This window comes from Mycoplasmopsis alligatoris A21JP2 (genome assembly GCF_000178375.1).
In the GTDB taxonomy this organism is placed as follows: Bacteria; Bacillota_I; Bacilli_A; order Mycoplasmatales; family Metamycoplasmataceae; genus Mycoplasmopsis; species Mycoplasmopsis alligatoris.
Genome location: NZ_ADNC01000007.1, coordinates 44,478 through 66,624, shown reverse-complemented (window position 1 = coordinate 66,624; position 22,147 = coordinate 44,478). Strand labels below are relative to the sequence as shown.

Sequence of the window (22,147 nt, the reverse complement as noted above, 5' to 3'; positions counted from 1 at the left end):
GATTATGAAAAAAACTAAATTAATTTTTAGTGATGAAGAAATTAAAAAAGAGCATCAATATGTTCAAGAGCTTTATTCACAAAATAAAATTAAAGAAAAAATAATTCCTACTTATTATTGTAAAAATAAATCAGATAAAAATAAAACTGTTGTTATCTTATTAAGCTTGCTACTAGGCTTTTTAGGAATTGACCGTTGGTATTTAGGTAAAAAAATATCAGCCGCAACAAAACTTTTATTAATTAGTGTTTTAACGCCAATATTAATTTATTTATGAGTAGGACTGGATAATTATGCTTTTAAAAATTATCCCGATGCTATGATCATTTGATCAATTTTAATTTTTTCAAGTGCTGCTGGATTTTACTTTATAGATCTAGTCATGTCAGTAACTACACCACGTGATATTCATTTTCAATGTGTAGGTTCAAAATACAGAAAGGATGTTTTCAAAAATGAACTTTTTTAAATCAACTTTCTCAAAAATGAAACATTTAGGTTGAAAAAGAAATTTAGCCTTATTCATTTTGGCTGCTGCAGACGTTTTTATGATTGCAGCACCATATTATTTAAAAAGTATTGTACCTAATTTACAACAATACTTACACATTGAAGAACATCAAGTTTCAACAATGACAGCTATTTTAGGAGGTGTAACTCTTTTAACACAACTTCCTGGAGGATGACTAGCCGATAAGTTTTCATCTCGTAAAATGGTTTCCATATCCGTCTTTCTTACAGGGATATTAACCATTTGATTTGGATTTTTAGCACTTAATGGTGCTGGTGTTGATAATGAAACATTAGCTTCACAATATTACATAATATTTGCACTATGAGGTGTTACAACTACTCCATTGTTCTGAACACCTTTATGAAAATTAGTTTCTCAACAAACTGAAAAAGAAGACCAAGGTTTAGCTTATGGACTTCAAGGTTCATATAATGGTTTTGTTGGAGTTATATTTATTGCTATATTAGGAACAGTTGCAACAGTTTTAACTGCAAAATTTGCTTCTACAAGTTATAAATATGTACCTTTTGCTACATTTGTATTTATGATTGCAGCATTATTAATGATTTTGGGAGTTCTAACTTGAATATTTGTTGAAGAAAAACCAACTTCAGAAAAATTTGCCATTAACACAAAAACACTTTTCAATGTTATGAAAGATTGAAAAGTGTGAGCTTTAAGCTTCTTTGTTATGGGTATGTACATGTTCCAATCAACATTTTCATACTATTTAAACCAAATGTTAGCTAATGTTGTTTTAGTACCAACTTTAGCTTTAACAATTATTGCCGGGTTTAGACTATATGGTCTTAGAATGGCAATAAGCGGATTTGTTGGAAGATTCGCTGATAAATTTAAATCTATAACATTATTACTAATAGGAGTTTTATTTGTTGGATTTATTTTAGTAACAATTTTTATTTTCTTACCTGGTGTCTCAAGTGACCCTACAATTAACTCGTTTGCCACATATTCTGATGAGTACAAACAAGCTGCTATGGTTTTAATGGTTATTTTATTATTCGCTTCTGCATTTTTATCATGAATAATGGTAACTTTAAGATATGCTCAAACTGCAGAAATTTATCGTCCTAAAAATTCATATGGTGCTGTTTCAGCTGTATTAAGTTTCATAGGATTTTCTTCAGATGCATGATTCTATCAAATAGCTGGTGAAGTTTCTAAAAACTACAAAGATCCAATTACTAAAACAACAACTCAAGGTGGTTACCAAATCATTTTAGGTTTAGGAATAGCTGTTGCTTTTATTGGTTTATTATTCGGACTTGCAGTTTATTTATCTAACTATAAATTTAATAATAAATTAAAAATTAATTACTTTAGATGAAGAGACCTTAATAACGCTTAAAAGTGTTTTATAAAATTCAAAGTTGCTAGCCACAACTTTGTTTTTTTATTGACTTAAAAAATCATAAAAAAGAAACTTTTATTTTTTTGGAATCTAAATTTTTTTTAAAAAAACACACTAATGTGGAAAAAATACCAAAATAACATAAAAATTTAGATTAAATTTAATTTTTAGTGGTTTTTTGCATATTTTGCCTATTCATAGCATAAAAAAGAAAAATGATAAAATTTAAATGTAGATAATTACACTACACTAAGGAGTAAAAATGATTTCATCAATTGATGTTAAATTATCAGCAGCTCCAACTCCAGCAGTTAGCGCTAGCCAACCAGACGTAAAAAGCGTACTAGTTAGCGTTCTATCAAATCAAACTTTATGAGGTGCAATTTTAGCCAGTGTTTTAATAATTTCACTAGGTTATGTACTAATAAAAATGAAGTGATTTAAAATGGAATGAAAAACTGCAATAACACAAGTTGTTATGAAAGTTGGATTGCCAGCATTAGCCTTAAAAGGATTTATGGCTAAAAATAGTATTGTTGACTTACAACAGCAAGCAATTGTTTTAGGAATTGCTTTTGGTTTTTATATCTCATTATTAATTATTGCAATGTTATGAGTAAAATATTTACCTAAATTATTACCTAATAGCGTAAAAAACGCAACTCAAGATTCATTATTAGGTCAAGCATCAGGACTTAGTCAAGAACAAATTGACAAAAAACACCGTCCTTTAGTTTTATGAATGCTTATTATTTTTGGATCAACTACATTCTTTGGAATTCCTATTATTAGTCAGTTATATAAAGACGGAGGTCTTTTAGCTGCTAATATGTGAAATATTCCATATAGAATCTTTTTATACTCAGTTTGTTTTATGCAAATTAAAGGACTTAAACTTGATAAAGCAAACATGAAAACTTCACTTAAATCAACATTTGTTAACCCAATTATTATTGCTACATTATTAGGGTTAGTATTATGATTAAGTCAATTAATTCCAGGAGCTAGTTCATTTGGACCAAAACAAAACGTTGGTTGATTCCAATTCTCAGTAACTGCTCCTTGAATCTTTAAAACAGTAGATGTGCTTGGTGCATTATGTTCACCATTAATTTGATTAGTTATTGGTATGACACTTGCGGGTACAAAACTTAAAGAAGCATTTAGCGATAAATGAGCATGAATTTACTCGTTATTAAAATTAATTGCTTTACCAGCATTAATCTTTGGAGTATTTGCAATTTTACTTGCAACAAACTCATTACCAACAGATCCTAAATTCCCAAGTATGCCAAAAAATATTGCTATAGCCATGGTTATATTTGCCGCTACACCACCAGCAACAGTTGCAGTAGCATTCTGTTTAGGGGAAAACAAATGTGCCAATTTAGCAGCGCGTTGTTCAGCTATTTCAACTTTATGTGCCGTTGTTATGATTCCAGTTTGAGTTGTACTATGTGAAGTTGTCTTTGGGCTTTTATAGGAGAAAAATATGAAAATAGTAACATTTAGAGTTAGACAAGTTGAAGAAGCAATCTTTGATAAAGTTAACTCAAAATTCGGACATGAATTAAAATATTATCCACACGGATTAGACTCTAGTAATGTTGAATTGGTAAAAGGATATGAATGTTTAATAGTTAGAGCAAATGATAATTTGGATGCTTCATTATTACAAACAATTTGAGATTATGGAGTTAGATATTTATTAACTAGAACAGTTGCAACTAATCATATTGACTTAGAAGCAGCACATAAAATTGGATTTAAAATGGCTAGAGTTCCATCTTATTCACCAACTGCTATTGCAGAATTAGCATTTTCTCTAGCACATTCACTATCTAGAAAAACACTTCATTTTGCTGAAAAAGGAAGAAATAAAGATTATACTGTTGATGCATTTGGTTTTGCAAAAGAACTTAAAAATTCAACTGTAGGAATTATTAGCGTTGGAAAAATTGGTTTAGCTTGTGCAAAAATGTTTAAAGCATTTGCAAAAGAAGTAATTGCTTATGATCCATACCAATCAGAACAAGCAAAAGAAGTTGTAACATTCGTTGAATTAGATGAATTATTAAAAAGAAGTGATGTTATATCAGTTCACACACCTTACATGCCTGGTGTAAATGACAAAATGATTAACGATGAATTTATTTCAAAAATGAAAACTGGTGCTATTTTAGTAAATAGTGCTCGTGGACAAATTCAAGACGAAAAAGCCTTGCTTAAAGCCTTAAAAACAAATAAACTAGCAGCAATTGCTACTGATGTTTTAAACGAAGAAGGAAAATACTTCTTTAAAAAATTAGATAAATATGAAGATAAAACAATTGAAGAATTAATGGACTTTTATCCAAGATTCGTTTTAACTCCTCACGTAGGTTCTTATACTGACGAAGCAGCTTTAAATATGATTGAAATTTCTTATGAAAATCTTGAAGAATATTTAAAAACAAACGACTGTAAAAACAAAATTTAATAAAAACATAATAAAAGCTTTGATTTACCAAAGCTTTTATTTTTTTCACTTTTTTCGTATTTGTCTATGCACAAGTCGAATAATAAATTATTTTCTTCAGCTATCTTTAAATAACTCATAAATTTTTGAATGAGGTTTTTGTCTTTTAAGAGCTAAAGTTTTGATAATAATATCTGAAATAAAAAACTCTGAAATTCGACTACTTAATGCTGAAATTCTTTCTATTTGTTGCAATGAATCAAAATAAATTACATCGCTTATTTTACTTGACTTAAAATTTCTGTTTTGTGTTATCAAGCAAGTTTTATATCCATTTTCATTTAATAAATTATAAATATATTTATTTTCCCTTGACTCCATTGACTTAGAAAATATTATTGTATACATTTCTGCTTTATTAGTATTGTTTAATCAGAGAGCTAAATCATGAATTGAATTTGTACTAATAGCATTGACATTTAAAATTGTGCAACCAGAAGTTAAATCTAAAGCCGCTATATAAGAACTACCAATTCCGTAAATAACAACCTTACTCGCTTTATCAATGTTTTCTGTAATTTTTTCTATTAATTTTCTATCGATATTATCTTTAGTTTTTTCGATTGCATAGTGATTAAAAATTCTTAAATTATGAATTATGTTATCTACTGAATCTTCAACTAATAAGTTGTTAAGTTCAGATTTACTAGATCATTTATTAACATAACTTTTTAATTCATAAAAATTTTTGAAGTTTAATTTTTTACATAGTCTTGAAATAATAGACATAGAAATAAAAAAATTATCAGCTAATTCATTTATTGATAAAAGACAAAATTTTTCTGGATTTTCCTCTAAAAAGTCGATTATACTTTGTTCAGTTTTTGATAATTTTATATGTTTAATATTAGAAATAATTTTCATTTTGACTCCTTGTGAAATAATTTTTAGATATTTTTTAATAAAATTAGAAATTATTTCACTTTTTAACAAGATTATTTTAACATTTTTGTGAAATCATTAACTATTTTTTATTGATAAAAAAGAGAAATAATTTTACATTTATAATTTAAATGATAAGGAAAACTTATCAAATCACAGAAGGAGTAACGGTGGAAAAATTTTCTAAAAATCAAGTTTTTGATATTTTTAAAAAGAAAAAACCATTTATTGTATCTTGTCAGGCTTTAGAACATGAATACTTATATGGTGAGCATATAATGCTAAAAATGGCTGAAGCAGCAATAGACAATGGTGCAGATATGATTAGAACATCACAATTGCACAACATAAATGATATGGTTGCAAATTTAAATGTTCCATTAATAGCGATTATTAAAAAAGTTTATCAAAACAACGATGTTTTTATTACTCCGACAATTAAAGAAGTAGAAGAACTTATTAATACAAATGCACATATTATTGCAACAGATGCAACTTTAAGAAAAAGACCAAAAGAATCATTAGAACAAATAGTTGCTTATTTTCAAGCAAACAAAAAAGATCATCAATTATTAATGGCTGATTGTTCAACTTTAGATGATATAAAAAATGCCATTAAATTGGGATTTGATTTTATTGGTACTACTCTTAGAGGTTATACTTATGAAACATTAGGAATTTCTAATACAGAGCATAATTATGAGTTTTTAAAAGAAGCTAAAAAATTATGTGCATCTTCCCAAAAATGCTTACTTATAGCTGAAGGTGGATTTAATACTCCACTCGATGCTCAACAAGCATATTTACATGGAGCAGATGCTCTTGTAGTAGGAAGTGCTATTACTAGACCAGATTTTATTACTAAGCAATTCTATAATGCTATTAAAGACGTAGTCAAAAAGGAGTAGTGTGATATTAGACAAAATTGAAAATCTTTATAGATATAAAGGACTTCATCCAAATTTAGTTACAGCAATTGATTTTTTAAAAAACAATGATGTAACTAAATTTAAACCAGGAAAACACACAATTGATGGTGAAAAAGTGTTTATGTATATTTTAGATATTGAACCATATAATAAAACAAACGCTTTATATGAAGTTCATCAACGATATGCCGACTTGCATATAATTACAAATGAATTTGGTGAATTCATTGCTTATGAAAATTATGAAAATACTGATTTTGCAAGCAAAGAATTTGACAAGGAAAACGATGTGGCTCTAACAAGATTAGAACGCCCTAGAAACCTATTAGATCTTCAAAAAAATGAATTTGTCATCTTTTTACCAGGAGAACCTCATGCTCCAAAAATGGTACTTGGAAAAGGCAGAATAGTTAAAGCAGTTATTAAAATAGAAATGTAGGAGAATATGAAAAAATACGAAGGTATCTTTCCGGCTCTAGTTACACCATTTGATAAAAATGGAAAAGTAGATCATGGAGCACTGGAAAAAATTGTTAATTACTTAATTGAAAAACAAAAGGTTGATGGTATTTACTTAACTGGAAGTACAGGTGAATTCTTGTTATTATCAGCTCAGGAAAGATGTGAAATTTTTAAAACAGTAGCAAAAGCAAATAAAAAAAGAGTAACACTTATTGCACAAGTTGGAACATTAAATGTTGACGAAGTTGAAGTAATGACAAAATGCGCTGAAAAACTAGAATTTGATGCAATTAGTGCAATCACGCCATATTATTATGGATTTAGTTTTGAAGAAGTTAAGCAATATTATCAAAAAATTTCAGAATTTAGCTCTTTACCAATGTTTATTTACTACTTACCACAATTAGCGGGTTCTAAGTTAGGAATTGAACAATTTGGAGAATTATTAAGAATTAAAAATGTTGTAGGATGTAAATTTGGCGCTACTGATGTTTACATGTTTGAACGGCTTATAGCTAAATACGGAAAACAAAAAGTATTTATGTTTGCATGAGATGAAGCTTTAGCAAGTGGATTATTAATTGGAGCAAAAGGATTTATCGGTTCAACATACAACGTAAATGCTTTAGCAGTAAGAGAAATGATTGATTTATTTAATGCTGCTAAATTTGATAAATTAAGAGAAAAAATGCATGTTTATAACGATTACATTAATGCAGTTGTTTCAAAAGGATTAATGCAAACTCTTAAAGCAATTATGAGATTAGAAGGAATTGAAGCTGGATACAACAAGTTACCTTTCAGAAAAATTGACGAAAAAGAACTTGAAGAATACGCTAAATTTATTAAAAAGGAATATTTAAGTAAATAAAATGAACTCTAAAAACATCTTAGCAATTGATATTGGCGGAACGCACATTAAATATGCAATTGTTAAATTTGAAACATTAGAAATTATTTATACAGGTTCATTTAAAACAAAATTACCCTCAATTAAGTCAGATGTAGAAAAAATAATTAGTTCTAATAAAGAAAAATATAATTTTAATTATGTTGCTATAGCAAGTATGGGAGTAATAGATAGCTCTAAAAAAGAAGTTATTTATACTAATCAAAAAGCTTTAGTTTATAAAGGAACTAATTTTGCTAATTTAGCATCTAAATACAATGTTAAACTAACAATTTTAAACGATGCTAACGCTGCTGCTATTGCTGAAAATCACTATAGCAAAGGTATTTACAAAAAAAACCTAACTGTAACATTTGGCACTGGCGTTGGTTGTGGATTAATTAATGTATTTGATACAAAACAATCAAATCATTTTAGTGGCGAGATAGGATATTTAAAAATAGCAAGAACTAATTTAGATACTTATTTGTCATTTAGTCGTTTTAATTCAATACTTTTAAGTAAGTTTGAAATAGAAACTAAAGATAATAACTTTATAAAGAAATACTTTGAAAATGAACTACTAAGAAAAACTCTTAAATCTTATCTTTATAAAGTTGGTGATTTTTTAAGTAATTTAGCAATTTATTATAATGTAAATCACATCTTTGTTTCAGGTGGAATATCACATTTAGATCCATCCATCTTTAACTTACTTATAGATAGATTTAACAAAAATTTACTTAACACTCCTTATAAAACCACTATATCAAAAGCTATGAATTTAAATAATTCTGGTTTTATAGGAGCATGTTTGTTCTTAAAGGAAAGTGTTTAAAATGAATTTAAAAGAATTATTTAATATCAATCTTTTTAAAGCAAATTATCAAAATTCCCATTCTTATCGAATTCCAACGTTATTAAAACTTAAATCAGGTAAGCTAATAGCAATAGTAGATCAGCGATTAAATAGTCAACTTGATGCACCTTATTCATCTATAAATCAAGTGATTAGAGAAAGTTTTGATAATGGAAGAACTTGATCAGAAGCAAAAATAATTCTAAAATTAGAAAAATTTAGCACTGCAAAAGCAAGCGCAATTGACAGTGTTACAGTACAAGATATAAAAAATAATTATTTATATTTAGCAGTTGATATTTTTCCTGGTGGATCTGGATTGATGCCATTATGTAAAGAACTTAATCCACTATGCAACAGTGATTTAGGTTACACAAAGGACAAATATTTAAAACTATATGATCTTTATAACAATAATTATATTTTAAGAGAAACTACTCAAAAATTTATTTATCAAGCTTTTTTACTAAAAGACAAAAATTTTAACAATACCAACGAGTCAAACTTAGTTGCTACTAAAATATATGTTGACAAAAGTTTTAATTCTAAAACATCTTTATTAAAAGGTTCTGTTTATGAAAATATAGATAAATTAGAAGACTTAAATAATAAAAAACCAATATGCTCAATTTGAGACGGATTTGAAAATTCAAGTAAAGAATATAAAAAACCAAAATACTTCATTGATTCAACGGCTTATATTCAATTATTTGTTTCTAAAGATGATGGATTAAGTTGAGAATTAATTAACGACATTACAGCTCAAATAAGAACTAAAAATTCAAAAATGAATTGTTTAGTTTTAGGTCCTGGTCAAGGTCTATACTTACAAAATCAAATCAATAAATATATCAGTAATAAAATTATTTTTCCTTTTTATGAGGTTAATTATGCATTCCCCTTTCATGTTTTTGTAAGTTCATCAGATGATAATGGAATGAATTGAACAAACAGCACATACCTCAATTCTAAAACCAATAAAAATTGATTTTGAACTAGTGAAACTCAATTAATAGAGTTAAGTAATGGAAAAATTTTAGCATTTTTAAGAAATCCTAATCAGGATCATCTATGTATCAGCCAATCTATAGATGGAGGAATTTCTTGAAGTGCTTTAGAAAATAATAATGAGAGTTTAAGTCTTTATAAAATAGAACCTTTAAATAGCCAAATTATGCATGGAATAAGCACTTTTAGTCACAATAACATTGATTATGTTTTACTATCTTTACCAACTACTAAAGATAGAAAAAACGGAAAAATATTTGTTTTTGATGCTAATGATTTTAACAAACCTCTTGCTAAATTTGATGTTGATAAAGATAATTATTCTTTTGGATATAGCACTATTGCTATTTTAGAAAAAAATGATAAAAAAATAACATTTGCACTTTTATACGAATGTTCACAAATAAAAAATGCTGGTCTAGACTGAGTTGGATTTAACAGTGATACTAATACCGATAAAGGACTAGCTAGCGAAATACTATATAAAGTATTTGAACTTACTTTATAAATAGAAAGGATACAATGGTTGACACAGCAAATATTGTAAAAGAAGCTTCAAAAAAACTGATTGCTAAATCAAATTTTACAGCTTTAGATTTTGTTGTTATGGCAGCTTACATTCTTGCAATTTTAGGGATGGGAATTTGATTCTCTATTGCAGCTAAAAAAGCAAAAGAAACCAACAGTGATGATTATTTTACTGGTGGAAGTAAAATTCCTACTTGAGTTATTGGATTTTCAATCTGAGCTACAACTCTTAGTGCCATAACATTTATTGCCTTACCGGCGAATGCATATAATAATGGGTGATTATTTGCCTTTTCACAATTAACAATCATTATTTTTGCACCGGTCTTAATTAAGTTTGTTATTCCATTCTTTAGAAGAATGAAAGAATCAACAGCTTATGCTTATTTACATGCTAGATTTCACTATGCATTAAGAGCATTTTCATCAATTTTATTTATTTTATTCCATATTTTTAGAATGGGAATTGTTCTTTATATTCCAGCTAATGCCTTATCATTAGTTGTTCCTCTTGATCCATGAGTTTTAGTTATTATCATGGGAGTAGTTGTTGTTATTACTACTTATTTGGGAGGACAAAGAGGAGTTCTATGACAAGATGCAATTCAAGGAATTATCTTGTTATTAGGAATTGTTCTAATTATTGTTTTTAGTTTATACAACATTTTTGGAACAGGAAATGGTACAAATGGAAAAGAATCAATTAAGTACGCACAGTTACTTAAGGCTTCTGACTTACATGTAACATTAGTAGGAATTGGAATTCCTTTAATCTTAGTTTCAAGATACATAGAAGTTATATATACCTATGTTGGAGGACAAGATGTTGTACAACGTTACAAAGCTTCTAAAAAAACAACTAACATTAACAAATCAATTTGAATTAATGCCGGATTAGCTCTTATAACAATTTTATTATTCTATGGAGCTGGTTCAGCCTTATATACATACTATGATGGAATGGCAATTACTCAAATAGATCCAGCTATTAAACACACAAATCAATTAGTTCCTTACTTTATTTTTACAGTACTACCTACTGGTATAGCAGGACTGATTATCTCAGCTGTTTTTGCAGCATCTCAATCAACAATGTCTTCATCTCTATCAAGTTTAGTAAACTCAATAATTGTTGACTTTGTAAAAGTATTTGCTAAAAAGTTTTCAAATAATGAAAAGAAATTATTCTTACTTTCAAAAATTTTAATTGGTGCATTTGGTGCTTTTGGAGTTATATGTGGAATAGCATTTACTTTAACTAATTTAGGTGACATAATTAACTATTTCTTAGGAGTTGTTGGATTATTCGGAGCACCTACTGCTGCTATATTTATGCTTGGTATGTTTACTAAACGTACATCATGAATTTCAGCCTTAATAGGAATGGTTACAGGATTTTTAGTAGGATTAATTATATGAATCTTTTCTACACCGGATTTTGTTGGAGGAAAGGAATTTGTAAAATTCAATAGTGGATGAGTTGGAGTGTTTGGATTCTTTGTTACTTTATTAGTAGGATACTTGACTTCATTTATCTTCCCTAACAAGAAAAACATAACTAATCTTTCATGACATACTTTAACACCAGAATTTAAAGAATTAATTGCTTTAGAAAAAACCATTGAAAAAGCAGCTAAGAAAAAACAAAATGCTGACAAAGAAATTCTAAGATACGATGAATTAATTCGTAAATTAGAAATGTCTGCTGAATAAAAATTCATTAAAAAATCAAGTCACTTCTGGCTTGATTTTTGTATTTAGTTTATTTGTTGAAAAAAGTTTTTCAATCATTTTTTATAAAATCTCATTTAATCTTAGATAGATTAGTAAATTCATTTTCTTTATGATTTATTATTATTTTTGATTTTATTGAATCTTGAAATACTTTAGAGTATTTTGGATTTAATTGTAAAAATCTATTTAATAAACCAATGTGTAACATTTTTTCTTGACCATTATTTTGATTTAATGTGGTCATTGTAACACCTTCGAGAAATTTAGTTGCAACTCATGAAGAAATTTTTTCTAGATTAACTTTTTTATATACTCCAAAGTCTGATAGGTTTTCTATCTTAGAAAGATCTATAAAGAAATTTGTAAATTGTCTGTATTTTTCAAGATCTTTTTCTAATTCTTTTGTATTTTTTAAGTCAAAAAGTTTTTCAGTATCAAAGTTTTCTAATAAAAGTGAGTAATCAGTAGCATCTATTATTGCTTGTTCAATGTTTTGTGTATATAAAGAAACATAATTTTTTACAATAAATGTATATTGTAAGTAAATTGGTTTATTTAAATATGTATCTTTTAAGTTACCAGTATTTTTACTATATTTTGCAACTGATGCAACAAATTTATTTAAAGCATTGAATGTTTTGTTTTTGTCATCTTCGGTTAATTGTTTTTCTAATAAATTAAATATTTCTAAAATTTTAAATGGACCATAAAATTCAAAAAGAGCTCATTTTCCTTTATCTAATTCTGTTTTATCATTGAAATAATTGTTAATTAAATCTGTAAAAAACTTTAATGTTGATTGTTTTGTTTTATCTTCTCTATAGTATTTTAATGAATTATCTGACATGCCTGTTTTGTTATTATTTGCATATGAAAAAATTCTTATAAATTTTCTAATAGAGTTTCATCGTTTATATTCTTGGAAATATTCTAATTTAGATTTTTTAGTGTCGTCAACAACCGATTTAATTTCTTTTATTATTTGTTTAATGTCAGCATCTTTTTTTTCAGTTCAATTAAACGCAGCAGCGAACAAAATAACATTATTATTTTTTATAAATATTTCATCTTGAGCATAATTATGAGCTAACAATAAATCTAATTTAGTTTTAAATAGTTCTATATCCTTCATTTCTTTAGAAAGAGAGTTTCATGTAGTATTTTTTATGTTGTATAAATCCCCAAGCATATTTTTTTCAAATGTAGCTTCTAAATAATTGTTTCTAGAATATTTATCTTTTGTAAGAAACTCAGTAATTTTTTTATTTAGTTTTCCATATTTTATTTCACCAGATAAAGATAATCTTCCAAATGCATTGTTAGGATGTAGAGATAATTTTAGAGTAGATCCTTCTAACTTGTGTTCATTTTTTATTTTAAAATCAGTTGCGTTTGCTGAATTTGGCATTACATTAAAATTTGTTCTTTCAGCAACTATTTTTTCATTTATTTTATTAAGTAAATTATCAAGTTCTTTTTCTAACCCGTTAATGTTTTTATCTAATTCTAATTTTTTATTATTAATGTTTTTAATATGTAATGCTTTTACTTCTTCGGAAAATTTATTTAAATTTATAAACTCTTTAGCGCTTTGTATTAAACTCTTTAATTCATCAATCAGTTTTTTTATTTTAGGTATAGATTCATCTTTTTGATATTCAGCATAGTTGGATTCAATATTTTTTATCAACGTAATTAAACCTTTAAAATTGTGTTTATTAATTTCAACTTCTAACAATTTTTTATTATCATTTAACTCTTTTATAATTGCTTGAACTTGTGTAGGATCTTTTATTTTATCAGTAACCGCTTTTTCTGCTTTCTTAACAGATACACTTAATTTATCAAATAATGGTTTAATTTCAGCGACGTTTTTTAATGAATCATTTTCAGTTAAATAAGTTTTTATACCACTTAAAATAGGAGTTATTTTTTCATATTCTTTAGTTTCTTTATTTGCTTCAGTATTTGTTGTAATTGTTGGTTTATCTACTTTTAAAGCATTTTCTAAAGCAAGTTTCTTATCGTTTAATTCTTTTATTATTTCTTGCACTTTAACTTTATCATTTAGTTTTTTATTTATAGCTTCTTGTGCTTTTGTTTTAGAAGTATCTAATGCATTATAGTGAGCTTTAATTTTTTCTTTTTCTTTTGATGATTTATTAGCTTCTAATAAGTCAGTAACCGCTTTAAGAACGGGTGTTATCTTTTCATATTCTTTTAGCTCAGGACTTGTTGTAATCATTGTTTTGTCTGTTTTTAAAGCATTTTCTAAAGTTATCTTTTTATCGTTTAAGTTTTTAATAACAGTTTCTATTTTAGTTAGATCGTTTATTTTTTCATTAATAACTTTTTGTGCTTCTTGTTTTGCTTTTTCTAATTCGTTGTATAAGTTTTTTATTTTTTCTTCATTTTTATGTGTAGATGTTTGTTCTAAATAAGAACTAATTACCTTTAAAACAGGACTTATTTTTTCATAATTATTTAAGCTATTTTCAGTATTTACTTTTTCCATAAATGAGTATGACACAGTCATTTCAGTTATTTTATTTTCTTGAGAAAATGAATTATACATACCTATTGTTAAGTTTATTTTATTTTTTTCCGTTTGATCAATAGTTGCTCTTAAGTTGTAGAAAAGAGCTAAAGAGAATTCATTATTTGCATTTTTTATAAATTCTACATTTATGATGTCTTTCATTTTAGAAGATGAATTGGCATAAAACTGTATATCTACTTGATCTTCTTCTTTTGATCTATTAAAAGTTAATTGTGTATCACTTTTATTTTCTAAAGCTTTATTTAAAGAATCAATTCACTCTTTAGCATTTTTATATTTATCATTTGAAATAGTAACGTTTTTAAAGTAATCTGATACTTTTTTATCTTTTAGTTCACTTATTTCCTTGTTAGTATTTTCAGAATTTGTTATTTTATTTATTTCTTTACTTAACTCATTGTTTTCAGTTGTTATATTACATGAAATAGCAATAGTACTTGCAACTGAAGTAATTCCTAATACTGATGTAATTAAAATTAATTTTTTTAATTTCATAAACTCTCCCTTATAAATTTTTTATATAAATAGTGAATAAAAAAATAACTTATAGGTTATGTAAATTAAAGTTTTTAATATATTTTTTTGCCTTGTAGTTAATACGTTTAAATCACTTTTGATCTATATATCTTTATTCTATAAGGAATCAATTTCACATTGCTTATGTGAATAATTTAAGCAAAAACTAAAAATTTTTATGAAATGAATGTGGAAAAAATGGAAAATTAATTATTTTATTGAATATTTCATTCAATTATAAAAAATAAGTTTGTTTAACTAAAAGTATAAAAAAACCAAGCACTGCTTGGCATAACATGTTTGATCAGAACACGTTTTTTTATTATACTAAACCTTTTGTTTTAAGTGTTTTGATGGTTTTAGCGCTTACTCTTACAGTAACTCTTTGGCCGTCCATGTTTAACTTAATTTTTTGTAGGTTAACATTAAATTTTCTTTTGGTAGCGTTCAACGCATGTGAACGTTTGTTTCCTGATTGAGGTCCTCTACCTGTTAGTACGTCTACTCTTGACATTTGGAGCTCCTTTCATATTAGCTAATAATTGCTTATTCATTATACAACAAAATAATTTTTTTAGAAATAGATATTTTAAGGTTTTATTTTAAATAATCTAATTAGATAAATAGGTATTAATTTTACTTATTTCTATATGATATATATATGAAAAAAATTATTGCAGTTAAACATGAAAAAATTTGAGGTTATGAGTTGTGACTTTATTCTCCTTTAAAAGAAGCGCCAACTTTTTATGAAGGAACTAATCAAGTAGTTAAAGACGGACCTTTAATTAAAATTATTAAAGCTAATGATCCTTTATCTATCCAAGTGCATCCAGATGATTTACTAGCAAAAAAATTTGAGAATCAAAAAAATGGTAAAAGTGAATGTTGAGTTATTTTAGAGACACAAAAAGATTCAGAGTTAATTGTTGGTTTAAAAAATCATGATAAAAATTATATTAAAGAATTACTATTAGAAAATAAAATTGAAGATAATTTAAAAATTATAAATCCTAAAATAGGAGAATTTATAAATATTGAAGCTGGTTTAGTTCATGGGATAGGAACGACCAAAAAAGCCTGTATCACGGTACTAGAAGTACAACAACCTAGTGATATTACTTATCGTTTTTGAGACTATAATCGAAAAGATGATAAGGGTAATAAAAGAGAATTACACACTAATAAAGCACTTGAATGTATAAAAGACTTAGATTATAAAGTTAAACCTATAATTAAAGGTGAGTCGTTAATTTATTTAACCCAATTTTATAAAATTTGATTAATGCAAGATACTAATTTTGCACCAGAAAACGGAATAGCTATTGTTTATGATAATAATGAATATTTTGCTATAGAACTTATTAAAGGGCAAAAAATCAATCATAAAGCAATTGCTTTTGTAAGTCAAAGAAAAAAATAGATCAACTAAAATGTGTGATCTATTTTTATTATAAGTCAATGTTTTTAACGTACTTAGCGTTCTTTTCAATGAACTCTCTTCTTGGTTCTACATTTTCTCCCATTAAAGTAGAAAATGCTCAATCAGCTTTATAAGCATCTTCAATTTGTACCTGAAGCATTTTTCTATTTTTTGGATCCATTGTTGTTTCTCATAATTGATCAGGGTCCATTTCTCCAAGTCCTTTATAACGTTGAATATTTATTTTTTGATTAGGATTTAATTTAGAAGTAATTTCTTCTTTTTGAGCATCATTATAGGCATATTCAACAGTTTTGTTTTGTTGAATTTTGTATAAAGGAGGTTGAGCAATATAAACAAATCCATATTCTATTAATGGTTTAAAGTAACGATAGAAGAATGTTAATAATAATGTTCTTATGTGAGCACCATCAACATCAGCATCAGTCATAATAACTATTTTGTGGTATCTTAATTTATTAATGTTAAATGTATCACCTAAACTTGTTCCTAATGCTGTAACTAGTGACATAATTTCTTCATTATTTACAACTTTATCTTGTCTTGCTCTTTCTACATTTAACACTTTTCCACGTAATGGTAAAATTGCTTGAGTATTTCTATCTCTACCCATTTTTGCACTACCACCCGCTGAGTTACCTTCGACTAAATATAGTTCAGATAATTCGGCATTTTTTGTAGCACAATCTGCTAATTTTCCTGGTAATCCACCATTATCAAAAGCACTTTTTCTTTTTGCATTATCTCTAGCAGCATTTGCAGCTAATCTTCCTTTGCGAGCATAAATTGCATTTTCAATTATTTTTTTAGCTATTAAAGGATTTTCGTTTAACATTCTTTCATAAACTTCTGAAAAGACCTTGTTTACAGCCATTCTTGCATCTTTTGAACCTAACTTACCTTTAGTTTGTCCTTCAAATTGTGGGTCTGGATGTTTAACTGAAATAATTGTTGTTAATCCTTCTGTTAAATCTTCTCTTGAGAATTTTTCAGCATCTGTTTTTATAATTCCGTTTTCAATAGCATAATTATTTACTATTCTCATAACTGAATCATAGAAACCAGAAACGTGTGTTCCACCTTCATGTGTTGAAATATTGTTTGCATATGAAATAATATTACTACGTGGAAAATCGCTTAGGTATTGAGCAGCAACTTCTACACCAATTTGTCTTTCTTGTCCATTGTGTACTGATAAAAATTCACCTTCGGCAAAAATTATTTCAGGATTTATTGGGCTATAACCTTCGTTTAATTCACGGACATAATCAATAATTCCATTGTCATATTTAAATTCTTCATATGAATCATCTCTTAAGTCTTTAACGCTTACAAATAAGCTTTTGTTTAAATGAGCAATTTGTTTAGCATGATCAATAATTAATTCTTTATCAAAAGGTACATTTTCCATAATGCTAAAATCTGGATGAAATTCGATTTTAGTTCCAGTTTCATTACCTTCATATTCTCCAATAACATGGGTAGCTTGTACAGTATGCCCACCATTAGCGAATTCTGCATGATAAATTTTTCCATCACGTTTAACTCAAGCCTTCATTGAATCACTAAGTGCATTTACAACACTGGCTCCAACACCATGCAATCCACCTGATACTTTATAAGCATTACTTTCAAATTTTCCACCGGCGTTAAGTTTAGTTAAAACCACTTCTAAAGCACTAATTCCAAATCTTTCATGAGTTCCAACAGGAATTCCCCGCCCATTATCTTCAACAATAATACGGTTATCATTTGTAATAGTTATAAAAATTTTGCTAGCAAAACCAGCCATACATTCATCAACTGAGTTATCTACAATTTCTCAAATCATGTGATGTAAACCATCTTTAGAAGTTGTACCAATGTACATTCCAGGTCTTTTTCTAACGTGTTCTAAACCTTCTAAAAATTTAATATTACTTGCGTCATAATTGTGTGCTTTTTCCATTGTTTGCTCCTTAAGAAATAAATATAAAAAATTATACTAAAAAAGCTTAAAAATCAATGCGTTTTTAAAAAGATTATTAAATAAGATTAATAAATATTTAAAATATTTAAAATAAAGCATTTTTTGGATGCTTTATTGTCAATTAGTTCATTTTTTGTTCAATTTTTTCTAGTTTTGCAACTGCTTTTTTAAGTGTATCGTAAGCATTGGTGCGTGTACAAGCTAAAATTTCTGCTATTTCAGCATAAGATAGATCTTCAAAATAAAATAACTGAAAAACCTGTTTTTGACTTTGCGTAAGAAAAGAAGAATATTTTTCAAATAAATGGGTGTATTTTTCAATACTTTCAATACTTCTTTTATTTTCCATCAGCTTCAATTAAATCCTTTGTCATTTGATAGATAAACATATCTAAATCAAATTCTTTTAAATCATCCAATTTTTCACCTAAACCTAAGAATTTAACGTTTAAATCAAACTCATCTTTAATTGATAAAACGATTCCACCTTTAGATGTTCCATCCATTTTAGTTAAAATAATTCCAGATAATTCACACACTTCTTTAAAGACTCTAGCTTGCGATAAACCGTTTTGACCAGTAGTACCATCTAATACCAAAAGCGCTTCATGTGGGGCACTTTCAACAAATTTACGAATAACACTAAACATTTTTTCAAGTTCTTTCATCAAGTTAATTTTGTTTTGTAAACGTCCAGCGGTATCAATTATTAATAAATCATAATCATTTTTAGTTGCTACATCAAGTGATTTATAAACTACTGATGAAGGATCTTGGCCTTCTTTATCAGGTTTTACTATATCAACACCAATTCTTTGTGCTCAAACATCTAATTGATTAACAGCACCAGCTCTAAAAGTATCAGCAGCAGCTATAATTACTTTTTTTCCTAATTGCTTGTATTTATAGGCTAATTTGGCAATAGAAGTTGTTTTTCCAGAACCATTAACCCCGACCATCACAATAACATTTAAACGATCATTTTTTATATCTAAAGTAGTATTAACTATTGTTTTATTTGTATAAATTAAAAACATTTGATCAGCTACAATTTCGCCGATTAATTTTGGATCATCAATGTTGTTTGTTTTTACTTCTTTTTTAATTTTTTCTATTATTTTAAAAACTAATTCTGTGTTAATGTCAGACATGATTAAGATTTCTTCTAATTCATCAAAATAATCTTCATCTATTTTTGTGTATTTATTTTGTAACTCTAAAAGTTTTTTACCAAATGAACTAGACTTAGAAAGTCCAGTTTCATATTTTTCCATGTCTTTTGACTTAAGTAGTTTTTTAACTTCTTTTTGCTCATTTAATTCTGTTAATTCTTCAACGCTTTTATCTTTACGTCCGAATCATTTTTCTTTTAATCTTTTAAAAATTCCCATAATATATATTTTACTTATTAATTAATAATATAAAATTAAATTTATGGATATTCAAAATATAACTTTAGAGCAATTAATTGACTTTGATGCACAAGCAAATGAAGAATTACAAAACGAAATAAAATGAATTGAATCCAAGTTCAAAAATTTTTCTTGTCAAATTAAATCAACTTTACCAAATAGTTTATTTACAAAAAAAATAAATTTTGATTACAGTAATAACTTATATTCAAAAATTATTGATTTGCAAGCACAATTAAGTGATTTTAAACACTTACAAAGCAGTAGTTTTTTTCTTGACCTAAAGTCATTTAGAAATTATCATTTAGATAATGTTTTATTACTTTTAAAAGAGAATAATGATTTAACAGAAAATAAAAACGAAATGATAGACTTAACAAAAACCACAAGAGTTGTTATTAATAAAATTAAAATTTAATATAATGTAAATTATTGTTTGAGAGGATTGTATGAAAAAAGTAAATATAGCTATTGATGGGCCAGCAGGAGCAGGTAAATCAACTGTTTCAAAAGAAATTGCAAAACGTTTAGAATACACATTTATTAATAGCGGAAGTATGTATCGAGCAATTGCTTATAATGCAATCATGCACGATGTTGATTTAGATAATGAAAATAGTGTAACTGAAACTTTAAAATCAGTCGAAATTGAATTAAAACTTGATGAAAGTGTTTGAATTAATGGTCGCGATGTTTCAAATGCAATAAGAGCTGAACATATTTCACATGGATCATCAACAATTGCAAAATATCAAAAAGTTCGTGAATTTGTTGTAAGTTATATTCAAAATATGACTAAAGCAAACAAAGGTTTTATTATTGATGGACGTGATACAACATTTAAATTAATGCCACATGCAGAAGTTAAAATTTTCTTGTGAGCGGATGCACAAGAAAGAGCTAAAAGAAGACAACTACAAAATGAAACAATGGGATTTAAAACTAGCTATGATGAAGTTTTATTAGATGTTAAATTACGTGATGAACAAGACATGAATCGTAAAGTAGATCCTTTACATAAAACAGAAGATGCAACATTAATTGATTGTACAAACATGAGTTTTGAAGAAGTAGTTTTAGAAATAATTAGAATAGTTGATTTAACTATAGTAAAGGCAAATAATGAAAAATAAAGTTGCAATAATAGGAAAACCTAATGTAGGTAAAAGTACTTTTTTTAATAGATTAATTGGACGTAAAGTTTCAATAGTTTATGATCAACCAGGTGTTACTCGTGATCGTTTATACGAAAATGTTGACTGAGTTGGAAAACAGTTAAAATTCATTGATACTGGTGGAATTGAGATTGAAAACAAACCTTTTCAAGAGCAAATTCAAATACAAGCAAAAATTGCTATTGAAGAAGCTGATGTCATAATTTTCTTATTTGATGGAACAAGCGAAATTACAAATGATGATTTATTTATCATGAACATACTAAGAAAAAGTAACAAACATATAATTACAGTTGCTAATAAACTAGAATCAAATCAACAATTTGATTATTCTTGATATAAACTTGGAAGCGATCATATTTTTGCAATTTCTGCACTACATGGTGAAGGAGTTGGTGAAGTTTTAGATGAATGTTTAAAATATTTAGATTTTTCAGAAGCACAAGAAGATAAAGAATTTAAACTTTCTATTATTGGAAAACCTAACGCTGGGAAAAGTTCATTATTAAACAATTTAGCAAAAGAAAATCGTTCAATAGTTTCCGAAATAGCCGGAACCACACGTGATTCGGTTAAATCTATTGTTGAAATAAATGGTCAAAAATACAATATTATTGATACTGCGGGTATTATGAAAAAAAGCCGTTTAGTTGAAAGTGTTGATCATTATGCACTAATGCGGGCAATGGACTCTTTAAATGAGGCAGATTTATCATTAATTATTGTTGATTCTACTAGTCAAATAAGTCATTTTGACTCAAGAATTATTGGTTATGCTTTAGAAAATAATAAACCGATTGTTGTTGTTATAAACAAATGAGATTTAATTGAAAAAGAAACTAATACAATGGCACAATATGAAAAAAATTTAAGATTTAAATTTCATTTTGTACCATGAGTTCCTTTTGTATTTATTTCAGCTAAATTTAACCAACGTTTAGATAAATTAATAAAAACAATTGAAACAGTTAGAACAAATTTAAATAGAGATATTAAACCAGCTTTATTATCAAAATTTATAATGGAAACTCAAATGATTCAACCTGCTGCACCATATAATGGTGGTAGATTAAATATTTATTTTGTAAGAAAAACTCTTGACAAAATACCAACATTTGTTTTTTATGTAAACAATAAAAAGTTTTTACACTTTTCATATCAAAGACATTTAGAAAATCAAATAAGATCAACATTTGATTTTACTGGATGTCCAATCAAATTACAATTTAAAAATAAAAGCGGTTTGGAATAAACCGTTTTTTTCTTTGTCACAGCTAAATATGTAAAAAACACAAAGCATTATAAACGTTTTAAATATTTTAGAAGCAACTCTAAAATTGTTAACTTTTTTAATATAATAAAGTTAATTTAACTAG

The 22,147-nt window shown here is 26.8% G+C and carries 20 protein-coding genes; 14 read left to right on the top strand and 6 right to left on the bottom strand.

The window, feature by feature from the left end; translation table 4 throughout:
* Positions 1-4 precede the first annotated feature (4 nt).
* From MALL_RS01040 to MALL_RS01025, 4 genes are all read left to right on the top strand, one after another.
* Positions 5-469 carry an NINE protein gene (locus tag MALL_RS01040; RefSeq protein ID WP_005683409.1) on the top strand — a complete coding sequence of 155 codons (465 nt, stop codon included), beginning with the start codon at positions 5-7 and terminating at the stop codon, positions 467-469.
* Positions 456-1,883 carry an MFS transporter gene (locus MALL_RS01035; RefSeq protein ID WP_005683337.1) on the top strand — a complete coding sequence of 476 codons (1,428 nt, stop codon included), beginning with the start codon at positions 456-458 and terminating at the stop codon, positions 1,881-1,883. Before MALL_RS01040 ends, MALL_RS01035 begins: the two co-directional genes overlap by 14 nt.
* Before the next feature lie 265 nt (positions 1,884-2,148).
* The gene (locus tag MALL_RS01030; protein ID WP_005683414.1) at positions 2,149-3,369 is read left to right on the top strand and encodes an AEC family transporter; all 1,221 of its coding nucleotides are present in this window, start codon (positions 2,149-2,151) and stop codon (positions 3,367-3,369) included.
* Between the two features lie 9 nt (positions 3,370-3,378).
* A complete protein-coding gene (locus tag MALL_RS01025) occupies positions 3,379-4,365 on the top strand; it encodes an NAD(P)-dependent oxidoreductase (RefSeq protein WP_005683327.1) in 987 nt (328 codons plus the stop codon).
* Positions 4,366-4,452: 87 nt separating this feature from the next.
* On the opposite strand, the gene MALL_RS01020 is transcribed toward MALL_RS01025, so the two are convergent.
* Complete coding sequence (locus MALL_RS01020) at positions 4,453-5,268, bottom strand: MurR/RpiR family transcriptional regulator (protein WP_005683360.1); 816 nt, start codon at positions 5,266-5,268, stop codon at positions 4,453-4,455.
* A gap of 188 nt (positions 5,269-5,456) precedes the next feature.
* Between MALL_RS01020 and MALL_RS01015 the strand changes: the two genes are divergently transcribed.
* The 6 genes from MALL_RS01015 to MALL_RS04550 are packed head-to-tail and all read left to right on the top strand — an operon-like array spanning position 5,457 to position 11,674.
* A complete protein-coding gene (locus tag MALL_RS01015) occupies positions 5,457-6,194 on the top strand; it encodes an N-acetylmannosamine-6-phosphate 2-epimerase (RefSeq protein ID WP_005683432.1) in 738 nt (245 codons plus the stop codon).
* 1 nt (position 6,195) lies between these two features.
* Positions 6,196-6,654, top strand: coding sequence for a YhcH/YjgK/YiaL family protein (locus MALL_RS01010; RefSeq protein WP_005683312.1), 459 nt, complete (start codon positions 6,196-6,198; stop codon positions 6,652-6,654).
* 6 nt (positions 6,655-6,660) lie between these two features.
* Positions 6,661-7,548 (top strand): N-acetylneuraminate lyase, encoded by an 888-nt coding sequence (locus MALL_RS01005; RefSeq protein WP_005683426.1) that lies wholly within the window; start codon positions 6,661-6,663, stop codon positions 7,546-7,548.
* Position 7,549: 1 nt separating this feature from the next.
* A complete protein-coding gene (locus MALL_RS01000) occupies positions 7,550-8,404 on the top strand; it encodes an ROK family protein (protein WP_005683277.1) in 855 nt (284 codons plus the stop codon).
* A 1-nt stretch (position 8,405) separates the two neighbouring features.
* The gene (locus MALL_RS00995) at positions 8,406-9,941 is read left to right on the top strand and encodes an exo-alpha-sialidase (RefSeq protein WP_005683351.1); all 1,536 of its coding nucleotides are present in this window, start codon (positions 8,406-8,408) and stop codon (positions 9,939-9,941) included.
* A gap of 14 nt (positions 9,942-9,955) precedes the next feature.
* Positions 9,956-11,674, top strand: a complete 1,719-nt coding sequence (locus MALL_RS04550) for a sodium:solute symporter family transporter (RefSeq protein ID WP_005683302.1) — start codon at positions 9,956-9,958, stop codon at positions 11,672-11,674.
* A gap of 49 nt (positions 11,675-11,723) precedes the next feature.
* On the opposite strand, the gene MALL_RS00985 is transcribed toward MALL_RS04550, so the two are convergent.
* Together MALL_RS00985 and rpmB are read right to left on the bottom strand one after the other, a co-directional pair.
* Positions 11,724-14,750, bottom strand: a complete 3,027-nt coding sequence (locus tag MALL_RS00985; RefSeq protein WP_005683367.1) for a hypothetical protein — start codon at positions 14,748-14,750, stop codon at positions 11,724-11,726.
* Between the two features lie 343 nt (positions 14,751-15,093).
* A complete protein-coding gene (gene rpmB / locus MALL_RS00980; protein ID WP_005683417.1) occupies positions 15,094-15,285 on the bottom strand; it encodes a 50S ribosomal protein L28 in 192 nt (63 codons plus the stop codon).
* Positions 15,286-15,432: 147 nt separating this feature from the next.
* Between rpmB and MALL_RS00975 the strand changes: the two genes are divergently transcribed.
* The gene (locus MALL_RS00975) at positions 15,433-16,194 is read left to right on the top strand and encodes a class I mannose-6-phosphate isomerase (protein ID WP_005683275.1); all 762 of its coding nucleotides are present in this window, start codon (positions 15,433-15,435) and stop codon (positions 16,192-16,194) included.
* A 28-nt stretch (positions 16,195-16,222) separates the two neighbouring features.
* Here the strand turns inward: MALL_RS00975 and MALL_RS00970 are convergent, their stop codons facing one another.
* The 3 genes from MALL_RS00970 to ftsY all read right to left on the bottom strand — a co-directional run bounded on the left by MALL_RS00970 (position 16,223) and on the right by ftsY (position 19,575).
* Entirely contained in the window at positions 16,223-18,163 is a 1,941-nt protein-coding gene (locus tag MALL_RS00970; RefSeq protein ID WP_005683363.1) for a DNA topoisomerase subunit B, read from the bottom strand.
* Positions 18,164-18,305: 142 nt separating this feature from the next.
* Positions 18,306-18,533, bottom strand: coding sequence for a sigma-70 family RNA polymerase sigma factor (locus MALL_RS00965; protein WP_005683424.1), 228 nt, complete (start codon positions 18,531-18,533; stop codon positions 18,306-18,308).
* Complete coding sequence (gene ftsY, locus MALL_RS00960; protein ID WP_005683374.1) at positions 18,523-19,575, bottom strand: signal recognition particle-docking protein FtsY; 1,053 nt, start codon at positions 19,573-19,575, stop codon at positions 18,523-18,525. The genes MALL_RS00965 and ftsY overlap by 11 nt, the downstream gene beginning before the upstream one ends.
* A 43-nt stretch (positions 19,576-19,618) precedes the next feature.
* On the opposite strand from ftsY, the gene MALL_RS00955 reads away from it, so the two are divergent.
* From MALL_RS00955 to der, 3 genes are read left to right on the top strand one after another with little or no spacing between them, the layout of a single operon-like run.
* Entirely contained in the window at positions 19,619-20,014 is a 396-nt protein-coding gene (locus MALL_RS00955) for a hypothetical protein (RefSeq protein WP_040545471.1), read from the top strand.
* A 31-nt stretch (positions 20,015-20,045) separates the two neighbouring features.
* Positions 20,046-20,729, top strand: coding sequence for a (d)CMP kinase (gene cmk, locus MALL_RS00950; protein WP_005683415.1), 684 nt, complete (start codon positions 20,046-20,048; stop codon positions 20,727-20,729).
* Entirely contained in the window at positions 20,719-22,023 is a 1,305-nt protein-coding gene (gene der, locus MALL_RS00945) for a ribosome biogenesis GTPase Der (RefSeq protein WP_005683280.1), read from the top strand. The genes cmk and der overlap by 11 nt, the downstream gene beginning before the upstream one ends.
* Positions 22,024-22,147 lie beyond the last annotated feature (124 nt).